The organism is Arthrobacter sp. NPDC097144, from assembly GCF_044762205.1.
In the GTDB taxonomy this organism is placed as follows: Bacteria; Actinomycetota; Actinomycetes; order Actinomycetales; family Micrococcaceae; genus Arthrobacter_B.
In genome coordinates this window covers 67,532-88,179 of record NZ_JBIWDW010000007.1, presented here as the reverse complement: position 1 = coordinate 88,179, position 20,648 = coordinate 67,532, and the positions used below count along the sequence as shown (strand labels likewise).

The 20,648-nt window shown below is 66.2% G+C and carries 19 protein-coding genes; 11 read left to right on the top strand and 8 right to left on the bottom strand.

The window, feature by feature from the left end; genetic code table 11:
* Positions 1–42 precede the first annotated feature (42 nt).
* The 9 genes from ACIQXM_RS15725 to ACIQXM_RS15685 all read left to right on the top strand — a co-directional run bounded on the left by ACIQXM_RS15725 (position 43) and on the right by ACIQXM_RS15685 (position 11,121).
* On the top strand, positions 43–2,196 hold the full coding sequence (locus tag ACIQXM_RS15725; RefSeq protein ID WP_400933139.1) for an acetate--CoA ligase family protein: 2,154 nt from the start codon (positions 43–45) through the stop codon (positions 2,194–2,196).
* An 80-nt stretch (positions 2,197–2,276) separates the two neighbouring features.
* Complete coding sequence (locus ACIQXM_RS15720) at positions 2,277–2,888, top strand: TetR/AcrR family transcriptional regulator (protein WP_400933137.1); 612 nt, start codon at positions 2,277–2,279, stop codon at positions 2,886–2,888.
* Positions 2,889–2,913: 25 nt separating this feature from the next.
* Complete coding sequence (locus ACIQXM_RS15715; RefSeq protein WP_400933135.1) at positions 2,914–3,735, top strand: VOC family protein; 822 nt, start codon at positions 2,914–2,916, stop codon at positions 3,733–3,735.
* Positions 3,736–3,816: 81 nt separating this feature from the next.
* Complete coding sequence (locus ACIQXM_RS15710; protein ID WP_400933134.1) at positions 3,817–5,022, top strand: thiolase family protein; 1,206 nt, start codon at positions 3,817–3,819, stop codon at positions 5,020–5,022.
* 10 nt (positions 5,023–5,032) lie between these two features.
* Positions 5,033–5,464, top strand: coding sequence for a Zn-ribbon domain-containing OB-fold protein (locus ACIQXM_RS15705; RefSeq protein WP_400933132.1), 432 nt, complete (start codon positions 5,033–5,035; stop codon positions 5,462–5,464).
* A gap of 1 nt (position 5,465) precedes the next feature.
* A complete protein-coding gene (locus ACIQXM_RS15700; protein WP_400933130.1) occupies positions 5,466–6,932 on the top strand; it encodes an aldehyde dehydrogenase family protein in 1,467 nt (488 codons plus the stop codon).
* Positions 6,933–7,073: 141 nt separating this feature from the next.
* Positions 7,074–8,558, top strand: coding sequence for an MFS transporter (locus ACIQXM_RS15695; RefSeq protein WP_400933129.1), 1,485 nt, complete (start codon positions 7,074–7,076; stop codon positions 8,556–8,558).
* A gap of 96 nt (positions 8,559–8,654) precedes the next feature.
* Positions 8,655–10,139 carry an MFS transporter gene (locus ACIQXM_RS15690; RefSeq protein WP_400933127.1) on the top strand — a complete coding sequence of 495 codons (1,485 nt, stop codon included), beginning with the start codon at positions 8,655–8,657 and terminating at the stop codon, positions 10,137–10,139.
* 64 nt (positions 10,140–10,203) lie between these two features.
* The gene (locus ACIQXM_RS15685; RefSeq protein ID WP_400933125.1) at positions 10,204–11,121 is read left to right on the top strand and encodes a MaoC/PaaZ C-terminal domain-containing protein; all 918 of its coding nucleotides are present in this window, start codon (positions 10,204–10,206) and stop codon (positions 11,119–11,121) included.
* Between the two features lie 75 nt (positions 11,122–11,196).
* Here ACIQXM_RS15685 and ACIQXM_RS15680 read toward each other — a convergent pair whose 3' ends face one another.
* A complete protein-coding gene (locus ACIQXM_RS15680) occupies positions 11,197–12,090 on the bottom strand; it encodes a rhodanese-related sulfurtransferase (RefSeq protein WP_400933123.1) in 894 nt (297 codons plus the stop codon).
* Positions 12,091–12,172: 82 nt separating this feature from the next.
* Here ACIQXM_RS15680 and ACIQXM_RS15675 point away from each other — a divergent pair, with 82 nt between their 5' ends.
* Positions 12,173–12,823, top strand: coding sequence for a GNAT family N-acetyltransferase (locus ACIQXM_RS15675; RefSeq protein ID WP_400933121.1), 651 nt, complete (start codon positions 12,173–12,175; stop codon positions 12,821–12,823).
* A gap of 106 nt (positions 12,824–12,929) precedes the next feature.
* Positions 12,930–15,314 (top strand): DEAD/DEAH box helicase, encoded by a 2,385-nt coding sequence (locus tag ACIQXM_RS15670; protein WP_400933119.1) that lies wholly within the window; start codon positions 12,930–12,932, stop codon positions 15,312–15,314.
* Positions 15,315–15,357: 43 nt separating this feature from the next.
* Here the strand turns inward: ACIQXM_RS15670 and ACIQXM_RS15665 are convergent, their stop codons facing one another.
* From ACIQXM_RS15665 to ssd, 7 genes are all read right to left on the bottom strand, one after another.
* Positions 15,358–15,741, bottom strand: a complete 384-nt coding sequence (locus ACIQXM_RS15665; RefSeq protein ID WP_400933117.1) for an Rv3654c family TadE-like protein — start codon at positions 15,739–15,741, stop codon at positions 15,358–15,360.
* Between the two features lie 36 nt (positions 15,742–15,777).
* A complete protein-coding gene (locus tag ACIQXM_RS15660; RefSeq protein ID WP_400933115.1) occupies positions 15,778–16,107 on the bottom strand; it encodes a TadE family type IV pilus minor pilin in 330 nt (109 codons plus the stop codon).
* A 41-nt stretch (positions 16,108–16,148) separates the two neighbouring features.
* Positions 16,149–16,481 carry a DUF4244 domain-containing protein gene (locus tag ACIQXM_RS15655; RefSeq protein WP_400933113.1) on the bottom strand — a complete coding sequence of 111 codons (333 nt, stop codon included), beginning with the start codon at positions 16,479–16,481 and terminating at the stop codon, positions 16,149–16,151.
* A 147-nt stretch (positions 16,482–16,628) separates the two neighbouring features.
* Positions 16,629–17,258, bottom strand: coding sequence for a type II secretion system F family protein (locus ACIQXM_RS15650; protein WP_400933111.1), 630 nt, complete (start codon positions 17,256–17,258; stop codon positions 16,629–16,631).
* On the bottom strand, positions 17,258–18,058 hold the full coding sequence (locus tag ACIQXM_RS15645) for a type II secretion system F family protein (protein WP_400933109.1): 801 nt from the start codon (positions 18,056–18,058) through the stop codon (positions 17,258–17,260). Before ACIQXM_RS15645 ends, ACIQXM_RS15650 begins: the two co-directional genes overlap by 1 nt.
* Entirely contained in the window at positions 18,055–19,275 is a 1,221-nt protein-coding gene (locus tag ACIQXM_RS15640; protein ID WP_400933308.1) for a TadA family conjugal transfer-associated ATPase, read from the bottom strand. The genes ACIQXM_RS15645 and ACIQXM_RS15640 overlap by 4 nt, the downstream gene beginning before the upstream one ends.
* A gap of 74 nt (positions 19,276–19,349) precedes the next feature.
* Positions 19,350–20,456, bottom strand: coding sequence for a septum site-determining protein Ssd (gene ssd, locus ACIQXM_RS15635; RefSeq protein WP_400933107.1), 1,107 nt, complete (start codon positions 20,454–20,456; stop codon positions 19,350–19,352).
* Positions 20,457–20,648: the final 192 nt, after the last annotated feature.

Below are 20,648 nucleotides of genomic sequence, written 5' to 3'. Positions count from 1 at the left end.
GTTATCCCGACCGCTGATTTTCACCGAGAGGAACCGTTTCGCATGACAACGTTGACGAGCGAGACCGACAGCCCGCAGATCCTGGACCCGGCACGCCTGCGCGAGCTTCTGGAACCCGGATCCATAGTGATCATCGGGGCGAATACCCGGTCCACCTGGTCCCACTTCACCTACACCAACCTTGTGTCCGGAGGATTCGACGGAGACCTTTACCTGGTCAACCGCCGCGGTGAAGAGTGCCACGGCCAGCCCACCTTCGCCTCGATCGCGGACCTTCCGGTTGCCCCTGATTTGGCGATTGTCCTCACCGGGACGGACTCGCTGGCAACCATCCTTGAAGAAGCCCGGGTCAAGGGCATCCGGAACCTGATCCTCCTGGCCGCCGGACTGGGCGAGGCAGGTGCCGAGGGTGCCGCCCTGCAGGCGAGTCTGGTGCAGCGTGCCCGTGCGGCGGACCAGCTGATCCTGGGACCGAACAACCTCGGTTTCCTCAATACCCACTCCAAGGTGGCGGCCTTCAGCCACATGACGCAGATGCCCCTGATCAGCGGCGGCGTGGGAATCGCCACCCAGTCCGGCGCCCTCGCCATCTACCTGCTGCCGTACATGGCTTCCCGCGGAGTGGGCTGTTCCACTGCCGTGACAGTGGGCAACGAGGCAATGATCTCCGCCATTGATGTGATGAGCCTGCTTGTCGATGACCCGAACACCACGGTCATCGCCGCCTATCTGGAACAGATCTCCGACCCGGCGCAGTTCCTGGACGTGGCCGGCCGCGCACGGGCAGCGGGCAAGCCCATCGTGGTCTTCAAGGCCGGCCGCAGCGAGGCGTCCGCTCGGGTGGCTGCCGCCCATACCGGTTCGCTGGTGGGCGATGACACCGTCATAGACGCCGCCTGCCGCCAGTACGGCGTTATCCGGGTGGAGAGCATCGAAGACCTGGTGGCGACCGCGGGCCTCATCGAGGCGTACGGTGCCCTGCCGGGACCGCGCATGGGCGTGGTCACCGGTTCCGGTGCCATGTGCGCACTGGTGGCGGACAAGGCCGACGCCGCCGGACTGGATTTGCCCGCGCCGCACCCGGCCACCGTGCAGGGACTGCACGACGCAGGGCTTCCAGCCTTTTCCACCGTGAACAATCCGATGGATACCACCGGCTACGTGTCGGTTGACCCGACCATCCTTACCAAAGCCGCCCAGTGCTTCATCGACGACCCGAATTACGACTTCGTGGTGGTCAACGGATCCTGGCCGGCGAGCCAGGCCGTAGCGGACATGAGCCGGACCACGCAGGATGAAATGCTCCGCCAGCTCACGTCCTCGCCCAAACCGGTTATCGCGATGAGTTTCCTGCCTACCGAAGTCACCGAGTTCGGGCGGACCTTTGCCGCTGAGCACGGCTTCCCGCACGCCTCGGATTCCTTTGACCGCGGCATCCCCGCGGCCGCCCGCAGCGCCTGGTGGGGACGCCGCGCCGCTGAACTGGCGGCCGACGGCGAAACACCCGCAGCTGCACCCATCACCAAGCCTGTTGGCGCCGAAACGTGGACGGAAGTGCAGAGCGGTGCGTTCCTGCGCAGCCACGGCGTGCCGTACGTTCCGGCCACGGTGGCCTTATCCGCTGAAGAAGCCGTAGCCGCTGCCAAGGATCTGGGCTATCCCGTGGTCCTGAAGGTTGCATCGGAAGATATTGCCCACAAGACCGAGGTGGGCGGCGTCCGTTTGATGCTTTCTGACGGCGCCGCAGTCGCCGAAGCCTACCGGGGTATCCGCGCCTCGGTGGCCGCGCTGGCACCAGAGGCCCGGATCCAGGGCATTGCCGTGTCCCCCATGCGCCCGGCCGGCACCGAAATGCTGGTGGGCGTGGTCCGGGACCCCCGCTGGGGGCTGGTCCTCGCCGTCGGGTTCGGCGGCGTCATGGTGGAACTGCTCAAGGACTCCGCCGTCCGCCTGCTGCCCGTGGGGCCGGCGGAAATCCGCCGCATGCTCGAATCCCTCCAGGGCATCGATCTGCTGACCGGCTTCCGCGGCAGCGAGGCCACCGACCTGGACGAACTGGCCGAAGCCATCTTCAAGATTTCCCAGGTTGCCGTGGGGCTCGGGGATGAGCTTGAAGAGCTGGAGATCAATCCGCTCCGGGTTTCCGGAAACCAGATCGAAGCGCTGGATGCGCTGATCCGCTGGAAGGACCGGTAGATCGGTGAGCCACAGCCCAGGGTTCCGGGAGGCGGTGATAACGTTGCAAATCCCGCGTCTGATCAGCCAGGAGGCACGTAATGGTTCGGCAGTTCACACGCGAGACTACCGACCTGCCCGCCTATCAGGTGGAACGCCGTCAGCGCATCCTGGACGCAGCCAAAAGCCTGCTTCGCACTACCGACTACGAGTCCATTCAGATCCGCGATGTGGCCTCCGAGGCGAACGTGGCCCTTGGCACCCTGTATCGGTACTTCTCTTCGAAGGAGCATCTGTACGCGAACGTGGTCTACGACTGGGGCGTGCCGTTCAATTCGGCGGATCAGGGATGGCCGGCAAGCCTGGGCACCACCGAACGGGTGGCCCATCGGCTGCGGCAGGCGGTGGCAGCCTTCTCCCGGCGGCCAAACTTCTATCAGACGATCCTCGTGCTTCGCACCTCTTCCGACCCGGAAGTGCGCGATCTGATGCAGCAGCTGGTCCTGGTCCTCGAGGAACCCTTCCGCAGCGACTTCTCCACCCTGTCTCCGGACGAGGCTGCGGACATCACCGCCATGGTGTGGGCCGTCCTCATGGATCTGGTGGGACGCCTGCTGACGGACTACTACACACTGGCCGAGGCCAACCGGGTCTTGGGCCGGTTTGTGGAAATGATCGGGCTGCGGCTGGAGCAGGTCGAACCGCGCCGCTGACCGCAAGCCTGCGCGGGGCGTTCATATGAGCGCCCATGAACTGGACCACGTTGCCTTTGCCGTTCCCGCCTGGGGCCCCGCCGGCGAGGTGCTGCACCGGGAGCTCGGTGCGCGTTTCGTCACCGGGTTCAGCCTTCCGGCCTTCAACCCGTGCCAGCTTGCCCTCGCGGAGGACATGAGGCTGGAGCTGCTGGAACCGGGCAGCTCCCCCGCGTCCTTTATCGACCGCTTCCTGGCCGGCAACGGCGGGAACGCAGCGCCGCACCACATCACCTTCAAGGTGCAGGACATCCGCGCAGCGATCGCCCTGGCACAGGACACAGGGATTGACCCCATCCTGGTGAACACCGAGCAGCCGCTGTGGCGGGAAGCCTTCCTGCATCCCAAAGACACCGGGCTCGGATTCCTGGTGCAGATCGTCCAGACCCTTGAAGCGCCGGAGGACATCACCGAGGGCAACGAATTCACTGCGGGCTGCCCGTGGGAAGAACACCCCGCACCGCAGGCCCGGCTGCCCGTCGTCTTCGGACAGGTTCCCGATCTGCGGCAGGCCGAACACGTGCTCGCGGGTGTCCTGGGTGCAGCGGTTCATCCCCTGCCGGTGACCGACGGCGGCGCCCCGGCCCGGGTGTTCCGGTGGCCCCGGGGTGCCGACCTGATCCTGCAGGAAGCCGCCGATCCGGCCGTGCCCTCGGGCCTGCAGTCCCTGGGATTCGCCGCGGAAGGTGAAATCCGGGCGGAACCGGGCCACCCGGCGCTGCTGGACCTGCTTGCCGGCGGGTCCTTCCATCCCGAACTGGGGATCCGGTTGTCATCCCTGTGCCTCGCTGCTACCCACCCCCGCTAACCGGACCGGCCGCGCCTGGCTGCCGTCCGGCGTCGTGCACCAACACCAGACTTTTACCCCGCTACAAAGGAGAACGATCGTATGGGACTTCGTGGAGAAGCCGCTATCCTCGGCTATTTCGAATTGCCGCCCGAACGCAAACTGACCCGTGACAAGACCTTCAACCTGGAGCAGTGGGCCCGCCTGTCCAAAGCCGCGCTGGACGACGCCGGCCTGGACGCCGCCGACGTCAACGGCATCGTGACTCCGATGATCGGGGAAGCGGACATGTTCGTGCCCTCCACCATCACCGAATACCTGGGCATCAACGCGAACTTCGCCGAGATCGTGGACCTCGGCGGCGCAGGTTCCGCGGCCGGAGTGTGGCGGGCAGCTGCCGCAGTGGAACTGGGGCTGTGCGACGCCGTGCTGGTCACCTTTCCGGGCACCCACGACGTGCCGACGGACCCCCGCCGCCCCTTCGTGATGGACGACAAGATGTACTTCGGTGCCTCGTCCAACGCCTACGGCTCACCGCAGGCTGAATTCGAAATCCCCTACGGCAATCTGGGACAAAACGGCCCCTACGGCCAGATCGCCAAGCGTTACGGCCACGAATTCGGCTACGACGAGCGTGCCATGGCGAAGATCGCGGTGGACCAGCGCACCAACGCCTGCGCCACCCCGGGAGCCGTGTTCCACGGCAAGCCCATCACCATTGAGGACGTGCTGGCCTCGCCCATGGTGGCCGATCCGCTGCACATGCTGGAGATCGTGATGCCCTGCCAGGGCGGCGCCGCGGTGATCATCGGCAACCGGGACCTGGCAGCCAAATCCAAGAACCGTCCGGTGTGGATCAAGGGCTTCGGCGAGCGGGTCCCCTATAAGACCCCCACCTACGCAGCGGACCTGATGTACTCCCCCATGATCCACGCCGCGGACCAGGCCTTCGGCATGGCCGGCATCAGCCGCTCCGAGGTGGACATGGTCTCCATCTACGACTGCTATTCGATCACCGTGCTGATGAGCCTGGAGGACGCGGGTTTCGCCGAAAAGGGCAAGGGCATGCAGTTCGTGAACGACCATGACCTGACCTTCCGCGGAGACTTCCCCATGAACACAGCCGGCGGTCAGCTTTCCTTCGGCCAGGCGGGCATCGCCGGCGGCATGCACCACGTGATCGACGGCGTGCGCCAGATCATGGGGCGCGCCGGCGAGGCGCAGGTGGCGGACTGCAACCGGGCTTTCGTCACCGGCAACGGCGGCATCATGAGCGAACAAACGGCACTGATTCTCGAAGGCAACTAGGAGCATCCCCATGAGCACCGCATACACCCCGCCGGTCCTGCAGCGTCCAATGCCGGTTCCCACACCGCTGACCAAACCCTTCTGGGACGCGCTGGCCGAACACCGGGTCCGCATCCAATTTTCGCCTTCCCTCGGCGAGTACATCTTCTACCCCCGCCCGCTGGCTCCCGGCACCCTCGCCGATGACCTGGAGTGGCGCGAGATTTCCGGAGCCGGAACTCTCTATACCTACACCGTCTCCACCCGCCCCGTGGCACCGCACTTTGCCAACGAAGGACCGCTGGTGCTCGCCGTCGTGCAGTGGGACGAAGGCCCCAAATTCTCCACCGAACTGGTCAACGTGGCCCACGAGGACATTCAGGTGGGCATGCGGGTAAAGCCCGTTTTCTGCGATTACCCGGAAGCGGGAATCACCATGCTGCGCTATGAACCGGAGAGCTGAAATGACCACCACCACTGATTTTGTCCTCCCCCCTGTCACCCTGCGCATCGGCGGCGAGACCCGCAGCACCGGCGGCGGCGTCCACTCGCACGTGGATCCGGCCACCGGCCGGGCCAACGCCTCCATTCCGTTGGCGAGCGCGGCCGACGTCGACGACGCCGTGCAGGCCGCTCACGCGGCCTTCGCCGTCTGGCGGGCCACTCCGGCAGGAACCCGGGCCAAGGCCCTGCTCAAGCTGGCGCAGCTGGTGGAGGAGCACACCGAGGATTTTGTGGAGCTGGCCATCGCGGACAACGGGATTGCCCGTTCCAATGCCTACCCCACGGTGAGCGCGGCCGTGGAGTGGATCCGGTATTACGGCGGCTGGGCGGACAAGCTCCCGCTGGGCCGGATTACTTCGGTGGCCGGTGCGGGAGGCTCCTTCGGGCACACGCTGCGCCAGCCCTACGGCGTGATCGGCGCCATCATCACCTGGAACGCGCCGCTGATGTCCCTGTCCATGAAGGTTCCCGCAGCCCTGGCCGCGGGAAACACCGTGGTGGTCAAGCCCAGCGAGCTGACCCCGTTCAGTGCCATGCTCTTCGCCGACCTGATCACCGAGGCCGGGATCCCCGCCGGGGTGTTCAACGTGGTTCCGGGCGGCGCCGAAGCAGGGGCCGCCCTGGTGGACCACAAACTGGTCAAGAAAGTCACGTTCACCGGCGGCCCCGAGACGGCACGCAAAATCACCGCAGCCTGTGCACAGACCTTCAAGCCGGTGGTACTGGAACTGGGCGGCAAATCCGCCAACCTTATCTTCGCCGACGCGGACCTGGAGGCAGCGGCCATGCACTCAACGTTCATGGCTTTCGGCATCATGAGCGGCCAGGCCTGCGCACTGCCCACCCGGCTGCTGGTGCAGGACTCCGTCTATGACTCCTTCGTCGCCACGGTCGGCGCCATTGCTTCCTCGTTCAAGACCGGAAATCCCCAGGAACCGGACACCATCTGCGGCCCGGTCATCAACGAGGCCGCCATTGACCGGATTCATGCGATGGTCACCCGTGCCCGCGGCGACGGCGCCCGCCTGATCACCGGCGGCCAGCGGCTTGCCGGCGAACTGGCCGACGGGTTCTATTACCCGCCAACGGTCCTGGCCGACGTGGATCCCGCCAGCGAACTGGCGCAGAAAGAAGTCTTCGGGCCGGTGCTGGCCATCACCCGCTTCAGCGACGAAGCGGAGGCCATCGCCCTTGCCAACGGCACCGAATACGGGCTCTCCGGATATGTCTGGACCTCAGATGCACGCCGCGCCGTGCGCGTGACGGAGGCCCTGGAAACGGGCGAAGTGACCATCAACGGCGCCCCCAGCGCCGTGGCTGAACGCCCCTTTGGGGGCATCGGGCACTCCGGCAACGGCAACGAAGGCGGACTGGAGGGACTCGAAGAGTTCTTCTGGACCAAATCAGTGGCTTACGGGAACGGCTAACACCCGCCCCTGCGGCCCGGCACCAAAGTCGAACTACTGAATACCGAACACCTTTCCAAAAGATTGTCTGCTCTACCGCCGCCGGATACTTCCATCCGCGGAGGCCAACGCATTCTTTTCACCCCGAAAGGCAGGACACCGATGTCCTCCACCACACGGGCGCTCAAGCGCCCCGGCTTCGTGCCGGTAGTCACAGTCCTGGTTCTGGCTGAGATCATTTCGGCCTTCGAACTGTCCATGATGTACGTCATGCTCCCGACCCTGATCAAGGATTTCCAGGTAGACGCCAACACCGTCGCCTGGGTAGTCACCGCTTATCTGCTGGTCTCGGCCTCTGCCGCAGTGCTGGGTGGCCGCTTCGGCGACATGTACGGCCGGCGGAAGGTCATGATCATCGTCCTGGCCATCGCCGCGGTCGGTTCGCTCATTTCCCTGCTGGGCGGCTCCCTCGGCATGATCATCTTCGGCCGGGCCATTCAGGGTGTTGCCGGCGCCGTCCTGGGCCTGGCCTTCGGCCTGGCGCGCGAGCACCTGGAGGAAAAACGCGTTCCGGTCGGCATTTCAATGGTCGGCGCCTCGGCCCTCATCGCCGGGGCCGCCGGGTCCATGATTGCCGGGTTCATGATCGATCTCTTCTCCTGGCACGGCATCTTCGTCTTCGCTGCCGTCCTCGCAGTCATCGCAGCTGTGGCCATCCGTGTGGTCATCCCCCGTGACACCAACGCGGCCGCCACGGACAAGCCTGATTACGTTGGTGCCATCCTTCTGCCCATCGCGGTCAGCGCCCTGCTGCTGGGGCTCTCCAACAGTTCAAAGACCGGCTTCCTGTCGGTGGAGTTCCTCGGCTTGTTCGGTCTGGGCCTCGCTGCTGCTGCGGTGTGGGCGTGGTGGGAGCTGAGGGTTGAAGCTCCGATCGTGAACCTGCGGATGTTCAAGAACAAGCAGATTGCCCTGGCCATGACCGCCACGGTGTTCGCCGCCGTCGGCCCCTTGGGCGGCGTGTCAGTTCCCTCGCAAATGATCATGCAGTCCCCCGAGTCGCTGGGTTACGGACTGGGCTTCACGCCCACCGAATCGGGCGTCATCATCTGCCTTACTGCACTTGTTGGCTTTGCTCTCTCACCGGTGGGCGGGAAGCTGGCCTTCCGGTACGGGGCACGGATTGTGTTTATCGCAGGGCTCGTGCTCATGGCCCTGGTCCTTCCCCTTATCCTGCTCACCTACGGAAACGTGGCGATGTACGTAGTGGCGATGACTTTGAACGGGGTCGGCATTTCCCTCACCTACGGTGCGCTGCCGAACCTGCTCGTTGAGGTGGTCCCGGAAACCCACACCTCGGAAACAGCAGGAACCAACACCATGATCCGCAACGTCGGCCAGTCCGCCGCGATCGCCATCGGTGCCTTGATCCTCGCCAGGAACACGGACCCGGCAACCCAGGCCATTTCGCAGCAGGGCATCAGCGCCGCCCTGCTCCTGGTCCTGGCCTTTGCCGTGCTGTCAGTCATTATGGGCCTGATGCTGAGCCGCAATCCCAAGCCCTGGGTGCCCGAGACGGTTGGCGAGCGCGACATTCGCCGCGGAACGGCCACCGACCCGGAAGACATCGTTTCCGCCACCGCGTAGGCGGCGTCCGGCGAAAGTCGCCGCCGGCATGCACCGCGTCCCGTGCGGGGTGCATGCCGGCCCATTATTTCCCTCAACCCGAAAGGCTGGACGCAGATGTCCTCCCCCGCACGGACGCTCAAGCGCCCCGGCTTCGCGCCGGTCATCATGGTTCTGGTCCTGGCCGAGATTGTCTCGGCCTTTGAACTGTCCATGATGTACGTAACGCTGCCCACCCTGATTCGGGACTTCCAGGTCGACGCCAACACCGTCGCCTGGGTGGTCACCGCCTACCTGCTGGTCTCTGCCTCCGCAGGGGTCCTGGGCGGGCGCTTCGGCGACCTGTACGGCCGCCGCAAGGTTCTGATCATCGTTCTGGTGGTCGCCGGAATCGGCTCGCTCGTGTCCCTGATCGGCGGTTCGCTGGGCATGATCATCCTGGGCCGCGCCATCCAAGGCGTCACCGGCGCCGTATTGGGGCTCGCCTTTGGCCTGGCCCGCGAGCATTTGGAGGAAAAGCGGGTTCCGGTGGGGATTTCCATGGTGGGCGCCTCCGCACTCATCGCCGGTGCCGGCGGAGCCCTGATTGCCGGCTTCATGATTGATGCCTTCTCCTGGCACGGGATCTTCGTGTTCGCAGCCGTCCTGTCCGTCCTGGCCGCAGCCGGCATCAGCATGGTGATTCCCCGTGACACAGCGGTGCCCACCCGGGAACGCCCGGACTATCTGGGCGCCGTCCTGCTTCCTGTCGCCGTGAGCGCCATTCTGCTGGGGTTCTCCGGTGCCTCCAAAACCGGCTTCGCCTCCACCTCCTTCATTGCCCTGATCAGCGTTGGCGTTGCCGCCGCCGCTGTGTGGGCCTGGTGGGAGCTGCGGGTGGAATCGCCGATCGTGAACCTGCGGATGTTCAAGAACCGCCAGGTGGCCCTGGTCATGACCGCCACGGTGCTTGCCGCCGTCGGGCCCCTGGGTGGAGGCAACGTTCCCGCGCAAATGATCATGCAGGCCCCCGCCTCGCTGGGCTACGGACTGGGGTTCTCCCCGACCGGAGCAGGCGTCCTGATCAGCTCCACCCTGCTGGTGGGTTATTTGTTCTCACCCCTGGGCGGCAAACTCGCCTTCCGCTACGGCGCCCGCATCGTCTTCATCGCCGGCCTCGCACTAGTGGCCCTGGTGATCCCGATGATTCTGCTGACCTACGGAAGCACAGAACTGTTCTTCATCGCCATGGTCCTGAACAGCACCGGCATTTCGCTGGCCTACGGCGCGCTGCCGAACCTGCTGATTGAAGTGGTGCCCCCAACCCACACCTCCGAAACCGCAGGCACCAACACCATGATCCGCAACGTGGGCCAGTCCGCCGCCGTCGCCATCGGCGCCTATATCCTGGCCAGCCACACGGACCCGGCCACCGCCGCCGTTGCCCGGGAGGGCATCAGTGCCGCCTTCATTTTTGTGTTTGTTTTTGCTGCACTGTCCGTCGCGGCGGCGCTGATGCTGCGCCGGTCTCCCGCACAATGGGTTCCGGAGACAGCCGGTGAACGCGACATCCGCCGCGGCACCGTGCGCAGCGCTGAAGAATCATTGTCCTCGCCGCTCTGACCGCAGGCGGTGAAGGATCCGGGCCGGAACCCGCACAACCCGAGAACTTTTGAAAGGCAACACCATGACCATCCATATTTCCAACATCGGAAAAGTTTCCGAGGGCGCCCCCGTCTCCTGGGAGTCCAAGGACGCACTCCTCTATGCACTCAGCGTGGGCGCGGGAGCCCTGGACCAAACAGCCAACCTCTCCTTCACCACGGAAAACTCCCGCGGCGTCAAGCAAAGTGTGCTCCCGACTTTCGCGGTCCTCCTGGGCAATTCCTCCCTGCCCATGGACCAGCTCGGAGACTTCAAGCTCTCCCAAATCCTGCACGGCGGACAGACCGTGACCGTCCACCGCTCCCTGGAACCGTCCGGGACCCTGATTCCGGTCAGCTCCATGAGCGCGGCTTATGACAAGGGCAAGAACGCCGTCATCGAGGTCACCACTCATCTGCTTGACCCCGAAACCCGCGAAACAGCAGCCACCTCGGTGACGTCCATGATCATTCGCGGCGAGGGCGGTTTCGGTTCGGAGCCGGCGCCGCGGGACGGATGGGAGCTGCCCGGGCGCCCCGCCGACTTCATCAGGACGCAAAAGACCTCCCTGGACCAGGCCCTGCTGTACCGGCTCAACGGGGACCGTAATCCGCTGCATTCGGATCCGGCCATGGCTGCCCTGATCGGCTTTGAGAAACCGATCCTGCACGGACTGTGCACCATGGGGATTGCCGGACGCACCGTGCTGGAAGCGGTGTCCGGTTCGGATGCGGACGTCTTCGGATCCCTTCATGTCCGCTTTGCCTCGCCGGTGATCCCGGGCGATGAGCTGACCACAAGCATCTGGACGACGGAGTCCGGCGCCCTGTTTCAGGTGCGGGTGGGAGACACCGTGGTCCTGGACAGGGGAACGTATCTCCGCCGTGACGTGCTGGGCACGGCGGAAGTCAGCGCGGACAACGCGGCGGAGGGCCTGCATGCCGAGGCGGCGCGGGCCTAGCGACCCGTCAACGCTTCTCCTGGCCGGGGCGCTGCCGGAGCGGGCGGTGCCCCGCGCCCCATGTTTCAGGCGCCCCTATTCCTGGCAGCCGTCGGGGCAGCGCAGGGTGGACGGGTCCGAGGCGCAGTCCGCGCAGTACAGAGTGAGCTTGCGGCAGGAGGGGTTGGAGCAGTTCTCGAACTTGCTGGTGGGTGCCTGGCAACGCACGCACTGTCCGATCGTGACGGCGTCGGGCGTGAATTCCGTGTGCATCCGTTTATCGAACACGTACAGGGAGCCTTCCCAAAGACCCTTGTCCCCGTAGGTTTCGCCATAGCGGACAATCCCGCCCTGCATCTGGTAGACCTCTTTGAATCCGCGGTTGACCATCAGCGAGGACAGCACCTCGCACCGGATGCCGCCGGTGCAGTAGGTGACCACGGGCTTGTCCTTGAGGTCGTCATACTTGCCCGAATCCAGTTCGGCAATGAAGTCGTGCGTGGTCTCAACATCGGGAACCACGGCACCCTTGAACTTGCCGATCTGGGCCTCAAAGGCGTTCCGCCCGTCAAAGAAGACCACTTCCTCGCCGCTGGCCTTCTTCTCTTCCACGAGCTCGTGCAGCTGCTCGGGCCGCAGATGCGTGCCGCCGCCCACCACGCCGTTCTCGTCCACCAACAGTTCGCCGGGGGCGCCGAAGCTGACAATTTCCCTGCGCACCTTGATGCTCAGCCGGGGAAAGTCATCGGCTGAGCCCTCGGAGTATTTGATGTCCATCTTCTTGAACGCCGGATACTCGCGGGTCGCCTTCACATACGCCTTCACGGCGTCAAGCTCACCGCCCACGGTTCCGTTGATGCCGTCGGGAGAGATGAGGATCCGCCCGCGCAGTCCCAGCTTCTCGCAGAGGGCGCGCTGCCACAGGCGCACAGCCTCCGGATCGGGAAGGGGCGTAAAGGCGTAATACAGAGCAATTCGGTTCAAAGCCACTCATCAAGGGTAGACCGAGGCGGGAGCTGCAATTTCATCAGCATGCATACCCTTCACCTGCCCGCGCCGTTAGTGTTCATTCATGAGAGTGCTGAACGACGATTTGTTGGAAACCTGGGTCACCGGATGGGCGCGTTCCCGGGGCTACCAAACCCGCAAGGAGGGCCGTTTCCCTGCGGCCTTCCTGCATGACAAGACGAACGACTGGGAGTACTTTGCGCTCGAGCCTTCCAACGACGAGTTTGCGGCGCTTGCCTCTTCAGCGCGGAAGAGCCCGGGCCGCCTCTTCACCATCGTCACCGGACGGATGAATGAATTCGACGGGGCGGCCCATGTCTACGGCCTGAACCTCCGGTCCGTGGATGAGGTGTTCATGACTCTGGACATGAGCGGCCAGGACATCGAAGATCCGCTCCCGCTGGACGGGTTCGAGGCTGAAACAGTCCGCAGCGGGGAAGTGGGAACTGTCACTGTGACTTTTAACGGCGAGCCCGCGGCGCGCGGCAGCGTGGCCATGGTCGAGGGATACGCGGTGTATGACCGGATTGTCACCGAACCGGATTTCCGCCGCCGCGGGCTGGGCAGTTATGTGATGCGCGCGCTGACGGCGGTGGCATTGGAGCACGACGTCGACGCCGGGCTGCTGGTGGCCACCGTGGACGGGCTGGGCCTGTACAGCTACCTCGGCTGGGAAAACCTGGCCAGCGTGGTGATGTTTGAACCGCGGCTCTGAACCGGCATGTTTGGCCTGCCGGGACGCGGGCAGCGCGGGTTCAGCCTGAAGCTGAGCGGCCGCGTCCGGCTGCAGCCTCCCGGGCATCCGGTGGGAGAATTGCACAGTGGCCCTACATGATTCCCTGATTCCCCTGCTCGGCTCCGGTGCCGACCCGGAACAGCTGGTGCATGTCCACGAAATCCCTGCCCGCCAGGCCGTGCCGGTGCCCTGGCCGGACTGGGCACATCCCGACGTCGTTGGGGCCTATGCCAAGGTGGGTGTCTCCGAACCGTGGCGCCATCAGATCGAGGCAGCAGAAGCTGCCCACTCCGGGCAGCACACGATTATTTCCACCGGCACCGCGTCCGGTAAATCCCTGGCGTATCTGCTGCCGGTGCTGGATGAAATCCACCGCACGGCACTGGATGACCGGGTCACACTCGAGCCGACCGGTTCGGTGGCCCTGTATCTGGCACCGACCAAGGCTCTCGCGGCCGATCAGCTTTCCGCTGTGAACGCCCTGCAGCTTCCCACCGTGCGTGCTGAAACATACGACGGCGACACGGACACCGGTGCCCGGCGCTGGATCCGGGACCACGCCAACCTGGTGCTGGCCAACCCCGATATGCTGCATTTTGGCGTGTTGCCCAACCATGCCTGGTGGGCGCGGTTCTTCCGCCGGCTCAAGTACGTCATCATCGACGAGGCCCACAGCTACCGCGGTGTCTTCGGCTCGAATGTTGCCAACCTCATGCGCAGGCTGCGCCGGATCTGCCGCTATTACGGCGCCGACCCGGTGTTCATCGGTGCCTCCGCCACCTCCGCGGACCCGGCCTCCTCGTTCGGCCGGTTGATCGGCGCCGAAGTCACCGCCGTCACCCGCGATGCCTCCCCGCACGGTGCCACCACCGTGGCACTCTGGGAGCCGCAGCTCACCGAGCTCAAGGGCGAGAACGGAGTACGCTCCCGCCGGACGGTCATTGCCGAAACCTCCGACCTGCTGGCGAATCTGGTGGCTGCCCAGGTCCGGACCATCGCCTTCATCAAGTCCCGCCGCGGCGCCGAAACCATCGCCACCATCACCCGGCGGCTCCTGGACGAGGTGCACCCCTCGCTGCCGGACCGGGTGGCCGCGTACCGGTCCGGGTATCTGCCCGAGGAGCGGCGCGAGCTGGAACGGCGGCTGCGCAGCGGCGAACTGCTGGGCATTTCCAGCACCTCCGCCCTGGAGCTGGGTATTGATATATCCGGGCTCGACGCCGTGCTGGTAGCCGGCTGGCCCGGCACCCGGGCTTCCCTGTTCCAGCAAATTGGCCGTGCCGGCCGCTCCGGTCAGGACGCACTGGCGGCGTTTGTGGCCAGCGATGATCCGCTGGACACCTACCTGGTGCACCATCCGGAGGCGATCTTCGACATCTCAGTGGAAGCCACGGTCTTCGACCCCTCCAATCCATATGTGCTGGGCCCGCACCTCTGCGCTGCAGCCGCTGAAATCCCGCTGACTCCCGATGAACGGGAACTGTTCGGTCCCACCGCTGCGGGACTGCTGGATCAGCTGGTGGACCAGGGATACCTGCGCCGGCGGCCCTCGGGCTGGTTCTGGACGCACTCTGAAAGCGCCGCCTCGATGGTGAATCTGCGGGCAGACGGCGGCGGGCCCATCAACATCGTGGAGTCGGACACCGGCATGCTGCTGGGCACCATGGACTCGCCGCAGAGCCAGTATCAGGCCCATACGGGCGCGGTCTACGTGCATCAGGGGCAAACCTTCCTCGTGGACGAACTCAACGAAGCCGACCACTGCGCCATGGTCACCCGAGGCAACCCCGAGTTCTACACCCAGGCCCGGGACGTCACCCAGGTCCAGGTGATCGAAACGGAACGGACCTCGCACTGGGGTCAAATTCAGGTCTGTTTCGGCACCGTCAAGGTCACCACCCAGGTTGTCTCCTTCCAGCGAAAGGCCCTGATTTCCAATGAGATCCTGGGCGAAGAGCCGCTGGAGCTGGACGCCAAGGAACTGTTCACCAAAGCGGTGTGGTTTGTCATTGACGAGCACCTGCTCACCGGTGCGGGCCTGATCCCGGCTGACTTCCCCGGCGCCCTGCACGCAGCCGAGCATGCGTCCATCGGAATGCTGCCGCTGATCGCGACCTCCGACCGCTGGGACATCGGCGGTGTTTCCACCGCGCTGCACGCCGACACCGAGAAGCCCACCATCTTTGTGTACGACGGCCATCCCGGCGGCGCCGGCTTCGCGGAACGGGCCTACGAAGCAGCTGAACTGTGGCTGACCGCCACCCGGGATGCCATCAGGTCCTGCGAGTGCGAGCGCGGCTGCCCCTCCTGCGTGCAGTCACCCAAGTGCGGAAACAAGAACAATCCGCTGTCCAAATCCGGTGCGGTGACCCTGCTGCAGGTGTTGCTGGACAACGCCCGCAGCAAGGAAACCGTGCCCGGCCGGCAGCTGGATCCTGCTGCTTCTTCCGCTGGCCCGCATACTGACTGAATCCGGCCCCGGAACACCGTCTATGACGCCAGGCCACGGCGGGTCACGGCGGTGGACCTGCCCTTGCGTGGCCGGCGGCAAAACCCATCAGCAGGGGAACCGGCACCTGGGTTTCCACCTGCACGCTCTTCTCACCGGCGGCCACCGTGCAGCCGGACAGCACGGCCCCGTTGCGTCCGGCGACCTCCCCGGCCACCAGGCACGGGTCTCCAATCCGGAGTTCCCGCACGGCGTCTGCGGCCGCCAGCGCCGCCAGATCAGCGGCGGTCGCAGCCCGGCTGGCTGCCACCGAGCTCTGCAGCAACAGCAAGACCGTGCCGCAGAGGATCAGCAGCAGCAAACCTGTCCCCAGCATCAGGACGGTGCCCGCACCCTGCTCGGAGTCACCTCCTTTCCCGGTTAGGGCCTTGCCCTTCTCCTTCCCCATGGCAGCTTCCCTCCTGCTGGTTATTCTGCTGGACGTCTATGTGCCCGGTGGCAGAGACTCCGGAAGTGCCGAAGCTGCTGCGGTCAGCTCAAGCGGCAGCCGGTCCAGCAGCGGCGCCGAGACGGAAGAACTTACTTCCACCCGGGCCCATTCGCCGTCGGCCGCAACCGTTACCCGCGCTCCGTCCCCCGCGATTCGATGGGCCGCTGCTTCCGCTTCGACAGTGCTGCCGCGCATGACTTCACGGGCCGCAGCACGTGCTGCCTCCTCGACGCGGAGCTGGGTTGCCCCCGCCGCGACGCCGGTCAGTACTGCGGCCAGCAGCAACGCCACCGCGGGCAGGCCGACCGCCAATTCGGCGGTCACCGCACCACGTTCAGAAGGAGCCGGATCCGTCCGCATCGCCGTTACCCCAACGTCAGGGCGCTGCGGATCAGTCCCATCAACAGGGAACGCACCTCCCCGCTGCCCAGGACGGCAACCAGCAGGGCTGCAAAGGCAACTGCCGCCAAGGTGGCAATGGCATATTCTGCCGTGGCCATTCCCGCTTCAGGGTGACAGAAGCTCATCCGGCGGCGGGCGGTGCTGACAGGCGTGCCCGGAGGGGCGTTCTCGGCTGTCCGCGGGTAGAGGACAGTCACGCTGCCCTTTCCCCTGCCGTCGCCGTCCTCTGCGGGAACACAGGTTCCCTGCAGCCCTTCGGTCTGAACGGCTCTGGCGGATCTGATTAAACCTGGCATGGTTCCTCCTGCTGTGACGAGTATTCCTAACTGCACCGCTCTTGAAGCGGTGATTTGATTCTTCAGCGGCCCCTGCACCGGCAACAGCGACTTTCCAGCGGTTCCGGATAACGCTCTGCGTGAAGTCGGCTGTGGAGGAGGAGCGGGTCACGGAAGAGCAGGCAGGAGGGACAGCAGCAGGGGCACCACCGTCAACACCACGAAAGCGGGCAGCGCGCAGAGCCCCAGGGGGACCACGAGCCGCACCCCCAGAGCTGCCGCCCGGCGTTCCGCTTCCCGGGAGCGCCGCCGGCGAATTTGGGCAGCCTCCGCCAACAGGACCGCGGCTGACGGTGCCCCCGTGGTGGCAACGAATTTCAGGGCATCACGCAGATCGGCTGCCGGAGTTGTCACAGCACCCGGATTCGGTGCCGCCAGGTCCCAGGCCGCCGCCCAGGGAGCACCGAGTTCCAAAGCGGCCTGCACCCGCCGCAGACATGCCGATGTGCCCGGGTCGACCACATCCGAAAGAATGCCCAGCGCTTGGAGCAGGGGTTGGCCTGCCTCCAGCATGGCTGCCGTCAGATCCAGCATTAGGGCAGGGTCCGCGATGCCCGGAGCGGCCCCGGCAGGGTCCGCAAGGCCCGCGCGCCGAAGGCGGCTTGTCCCCGGCGCGGGCCGGACGCCGGAGCCGGCGAATTTATCGGACAGAAGATTCCGCCGCGCGGCATTCGTTTCTGTCCCCCACAGCAGACTGAAGGCTGCGGCCAGCAGGACGGCTGCCAAAGCCCCTGCCATCAACTGCCGGCTGCCTGACGCACCAGGGTACGTGACCAGAATCTGCCGATCAGCGACAAAGCAACACCGGCCGCTCCTGCCACCCACCCCCAGGGGCTGCCCAGCAGCACTCCCAGAGGGTCCCCGCCCAACACGTATCCAAGGCCCAGCCCGCCCGCCGGCAGCCAGGTCAGCAGCCTGACCGTTGCCTGCGGCCCGGCCATCGCCGTCTCGCGGGCAGCTTCACTGTCCAAGCCGCTTTCGAGCTGCGCTGCGTACCTGCCGAGCACCCCTGCCAAAGCCGCGCCGCTGCGCTCCGACACTGCCACACAGGCCGCTAACTCCACCCACAGGGCCGCCAGGGGATCGGTGCGTCCTGATCCTTTTCTGCCGGTTCTTCGAGCCGGATCCAGGCGGCTTCGTTGACCGTCCCGGGCCGCAGCCTGAAATACCGGTGCCGGACTCAGCCCCAGCGAAGCAGCCTGCGCCGCAGCGTCCAAAACCGGCAGCAGCCGTTGTGCCAACGAACCGTCAGGCTGCGGACCGCTGATGGTTTGCAGGGCGGCCGCGTCTGCCCACAGCACGTGCGGCGCCCGACCGGCGGCCAGCAGTCCGGTGAGCTGATGGATCAGCAGCGGCAGATCCTGCAGGGCCGGATCGGAGCGGCGCCTGCGGAACCGACGTTGCAGTGACCGCCCGGGCACCGCATCGACCGGCCACCGGGGGAAGGGCCGCATGGAGAGTTGGACCGGCACACGGGAATCCGGCAGCAGCAGCGCCGCTCCCGCCCCCAGCAGGATAGCCACCCAAAATCCGGTCATGAAGCGTGGTTTTCCAGCACTGCGGCAGGATCCGCGGTCTGCCAAGGTGTGCCCGGGGGAACAGATACTGGCGCGGGCTGGCCCTGGCGGCCGAGGCGTTCCTGCAGCGCCGCCCATCCCCGGGCATGGCGGCCGGGAGCGTCCGGGGGCAACAGGGGCAACAGCGCCGGCACAGCCAGCAGACGGCCTTCCGCGTCGGCGGTAACGGCGGCAATTTCTGCAATCCGGCGGCCGGAGTCCCCGCGGGTAAGGTGTATCACCACATCCAGTGCGCTTGCCGCCTGCAGGTTGACCGTGGTGCTGCTCATCCCGGCGAGGGCGCCGAGGGCTGCCAGCCGGGCAGGAACGCTGGCGGCGGAGTTGGCGTGGATGGTGCCGCCGGCGCCGTCGTGGCCGGTGTTCATGGCGGCCAGCAGTTCCCGGACCTCGGCGCCGCGGCATTCCCCCACAATCAGGCGGTCCGGCCGCATTCGCAGCGCCTGCCGGACCAGCTCGGCCTGGTCCACTGAGCCGGCTCCTTCCACGTTTCCGTGCCTGCTCTGTAAACCCACAACGTGGGGGTGGCGCGGATCCAGTTCGGCAGCATCTTCAACGAGCACCAGCCTCTCGTGCGGCAGGCTAAGGGACAGAAGAGTGGACAGCAGGGTGGTCTTTCCGGTGCCGGTGGCTCCGCTGATCAGGAAATTCAGGCGCGACGCGATGATCCGGCGCAGCACTGCAGCGGCCTCCGGGTCCACGGCCCCGCTGGCCTGGAGTTCCTCCAGCGTGAAGGTCACGGTCCGCCGGATCCGGATGGAGAGCAGCGTGTAACCGGTGGAAACCGGGCGAAGCACAGCATGGACCCGGTACCCGCGCAGCTGCACATCCACGCAGGGGTTGGAGTCATCCAGCCGCCGCCCGCCCGCGGCAATCAGCCGGGCGGCCAGGGACTGGACCTCGGAATCGGAGCCGAACCGCAGGCCGGTCAATTCCAGACCATGTCCGCTGTCCACCCACACCCGGTCCGGGCCGTTCACCAGGATGTCGCTGATGCCGGGCAGCTCCGCGAGTTCCTGCAGCGGCCCCAATCCCTGCAGTTCTGCCTGCACCCGGTCCACGGCGCGCAGGGCACCCTCGGCGCCCAGCAGCCGCCCGCTCGAGTGCACGGCTGCCGCCAGCCGCGCAGGGGTCACTGGTTCGGCGTCGTCGAGCATTCTCCGGCGGACCTCCCGAACCATCGGCGCATCGCCCGCACGGGGAGGTTCTTGGTCACCGGACACCGCGTGTGAGGCGCGGCGGCCCCGCTGCCCGCTCATGACCTGGCCTCGGCGGCTGCCGCAGCGGGCCCGGCCAGCTCAGGGGCCAGGCGTCCCACCAATTGGCCGGTGACCCTGCGGATGTTCCGGCGGCGGCCACGTTCCAGCAGTAACCCGCGGGCTTCGGCATGCTCGAGATTCCGGGCATGGGGCAGATACCCGGCCAGCGGCAACCCAGCGGAGTCTGCGGCTCGGGCGTCATCCAGACCGTCACCGAGCGGGCCACGGATCACGGCTGCCTTCGGGACACCGGTTCCAAGGCTCCGGTGCAGGGACCTGGCCGCCAGAACGGGCCGCAACCGCCCAAGGACTACTACCAGCAGCGCGTCGCAGGAGAGCAGCAGCTGGCCGGAACGGGTGGATGCACAGTCCACTATGGTCAGGGTGAAGGCGGCCCGCGCCGCGTCCATGACCGCCCGGCTGCTCTCCGGATTGGGATCAACGGAGGGCTCTTCGGAGTATCCTGTTTCGGCGCTGTCTGCCGGTTCCGCAACACCGGACAGCAGAGCGAAGCCGGAGACATGGGGAAGGGCAGACACGAACTGCACGGGATTCAGGGCGCCGCGCACATCCGCCAGATCCGGCCAGCGCACACCGGGAACTTCGCTGCTTCCCAGGCTGGTGTCCAGCCCTCCTCCACAGGGGTCGCCGTCCACCAAAAGCGTGGACATCCCCTGTTCCGCAGCTTCGTGTGCCAGCCAGCAGGACAGCGTGGAAGCCCCCGCCCCGCCGCTGCCGCCAATCACGCCCAGTACAAAACCCGAAGCGTGGCTGCGGCGGCGGCTCAAAAACTCGGCCAGCCACGCGGACGCATCCGGAAGCACAGCAACCCGGGCCGCTTCCAGCCGGGCAGCATCCTGCCACAGGCCGGCTTCTTGCCCGGTGCCCACCAGAATGGTCTCACTGCCCCGGGGATCCAACCGGCTGTGCTGCCGGCGGCCGGGCAGCCCTGATGCCGCCAGATCGCTGCCCAGCAGCAGCACCTCAGGATTCCGGGTGAGGGCTGCGGCAGCTGTCGGCAGCACTTCGAGGGTGATGCCAGCCGCCGCCGCGATCCGCGCCACTTCATCGCGCAGCCGCTGCGATCCGGTGGCCAGGATCACCGCCGTTGAAGCATCCGAGGCTAGGGCCGCGGCATGAGCGGGAGCCGAACGGCTTTGGGAATGGAGCCGGAACCGTGAGGGTGCCCGAGGACCATCTCCAAGCATTTGTGCGGCCCGCTTCGCCGGTGCCGCCCTGCGGTGTTGAGTCGCCGGTATCCACAGCTGTTGATCGCTCATGGTGCCAGCGTGACG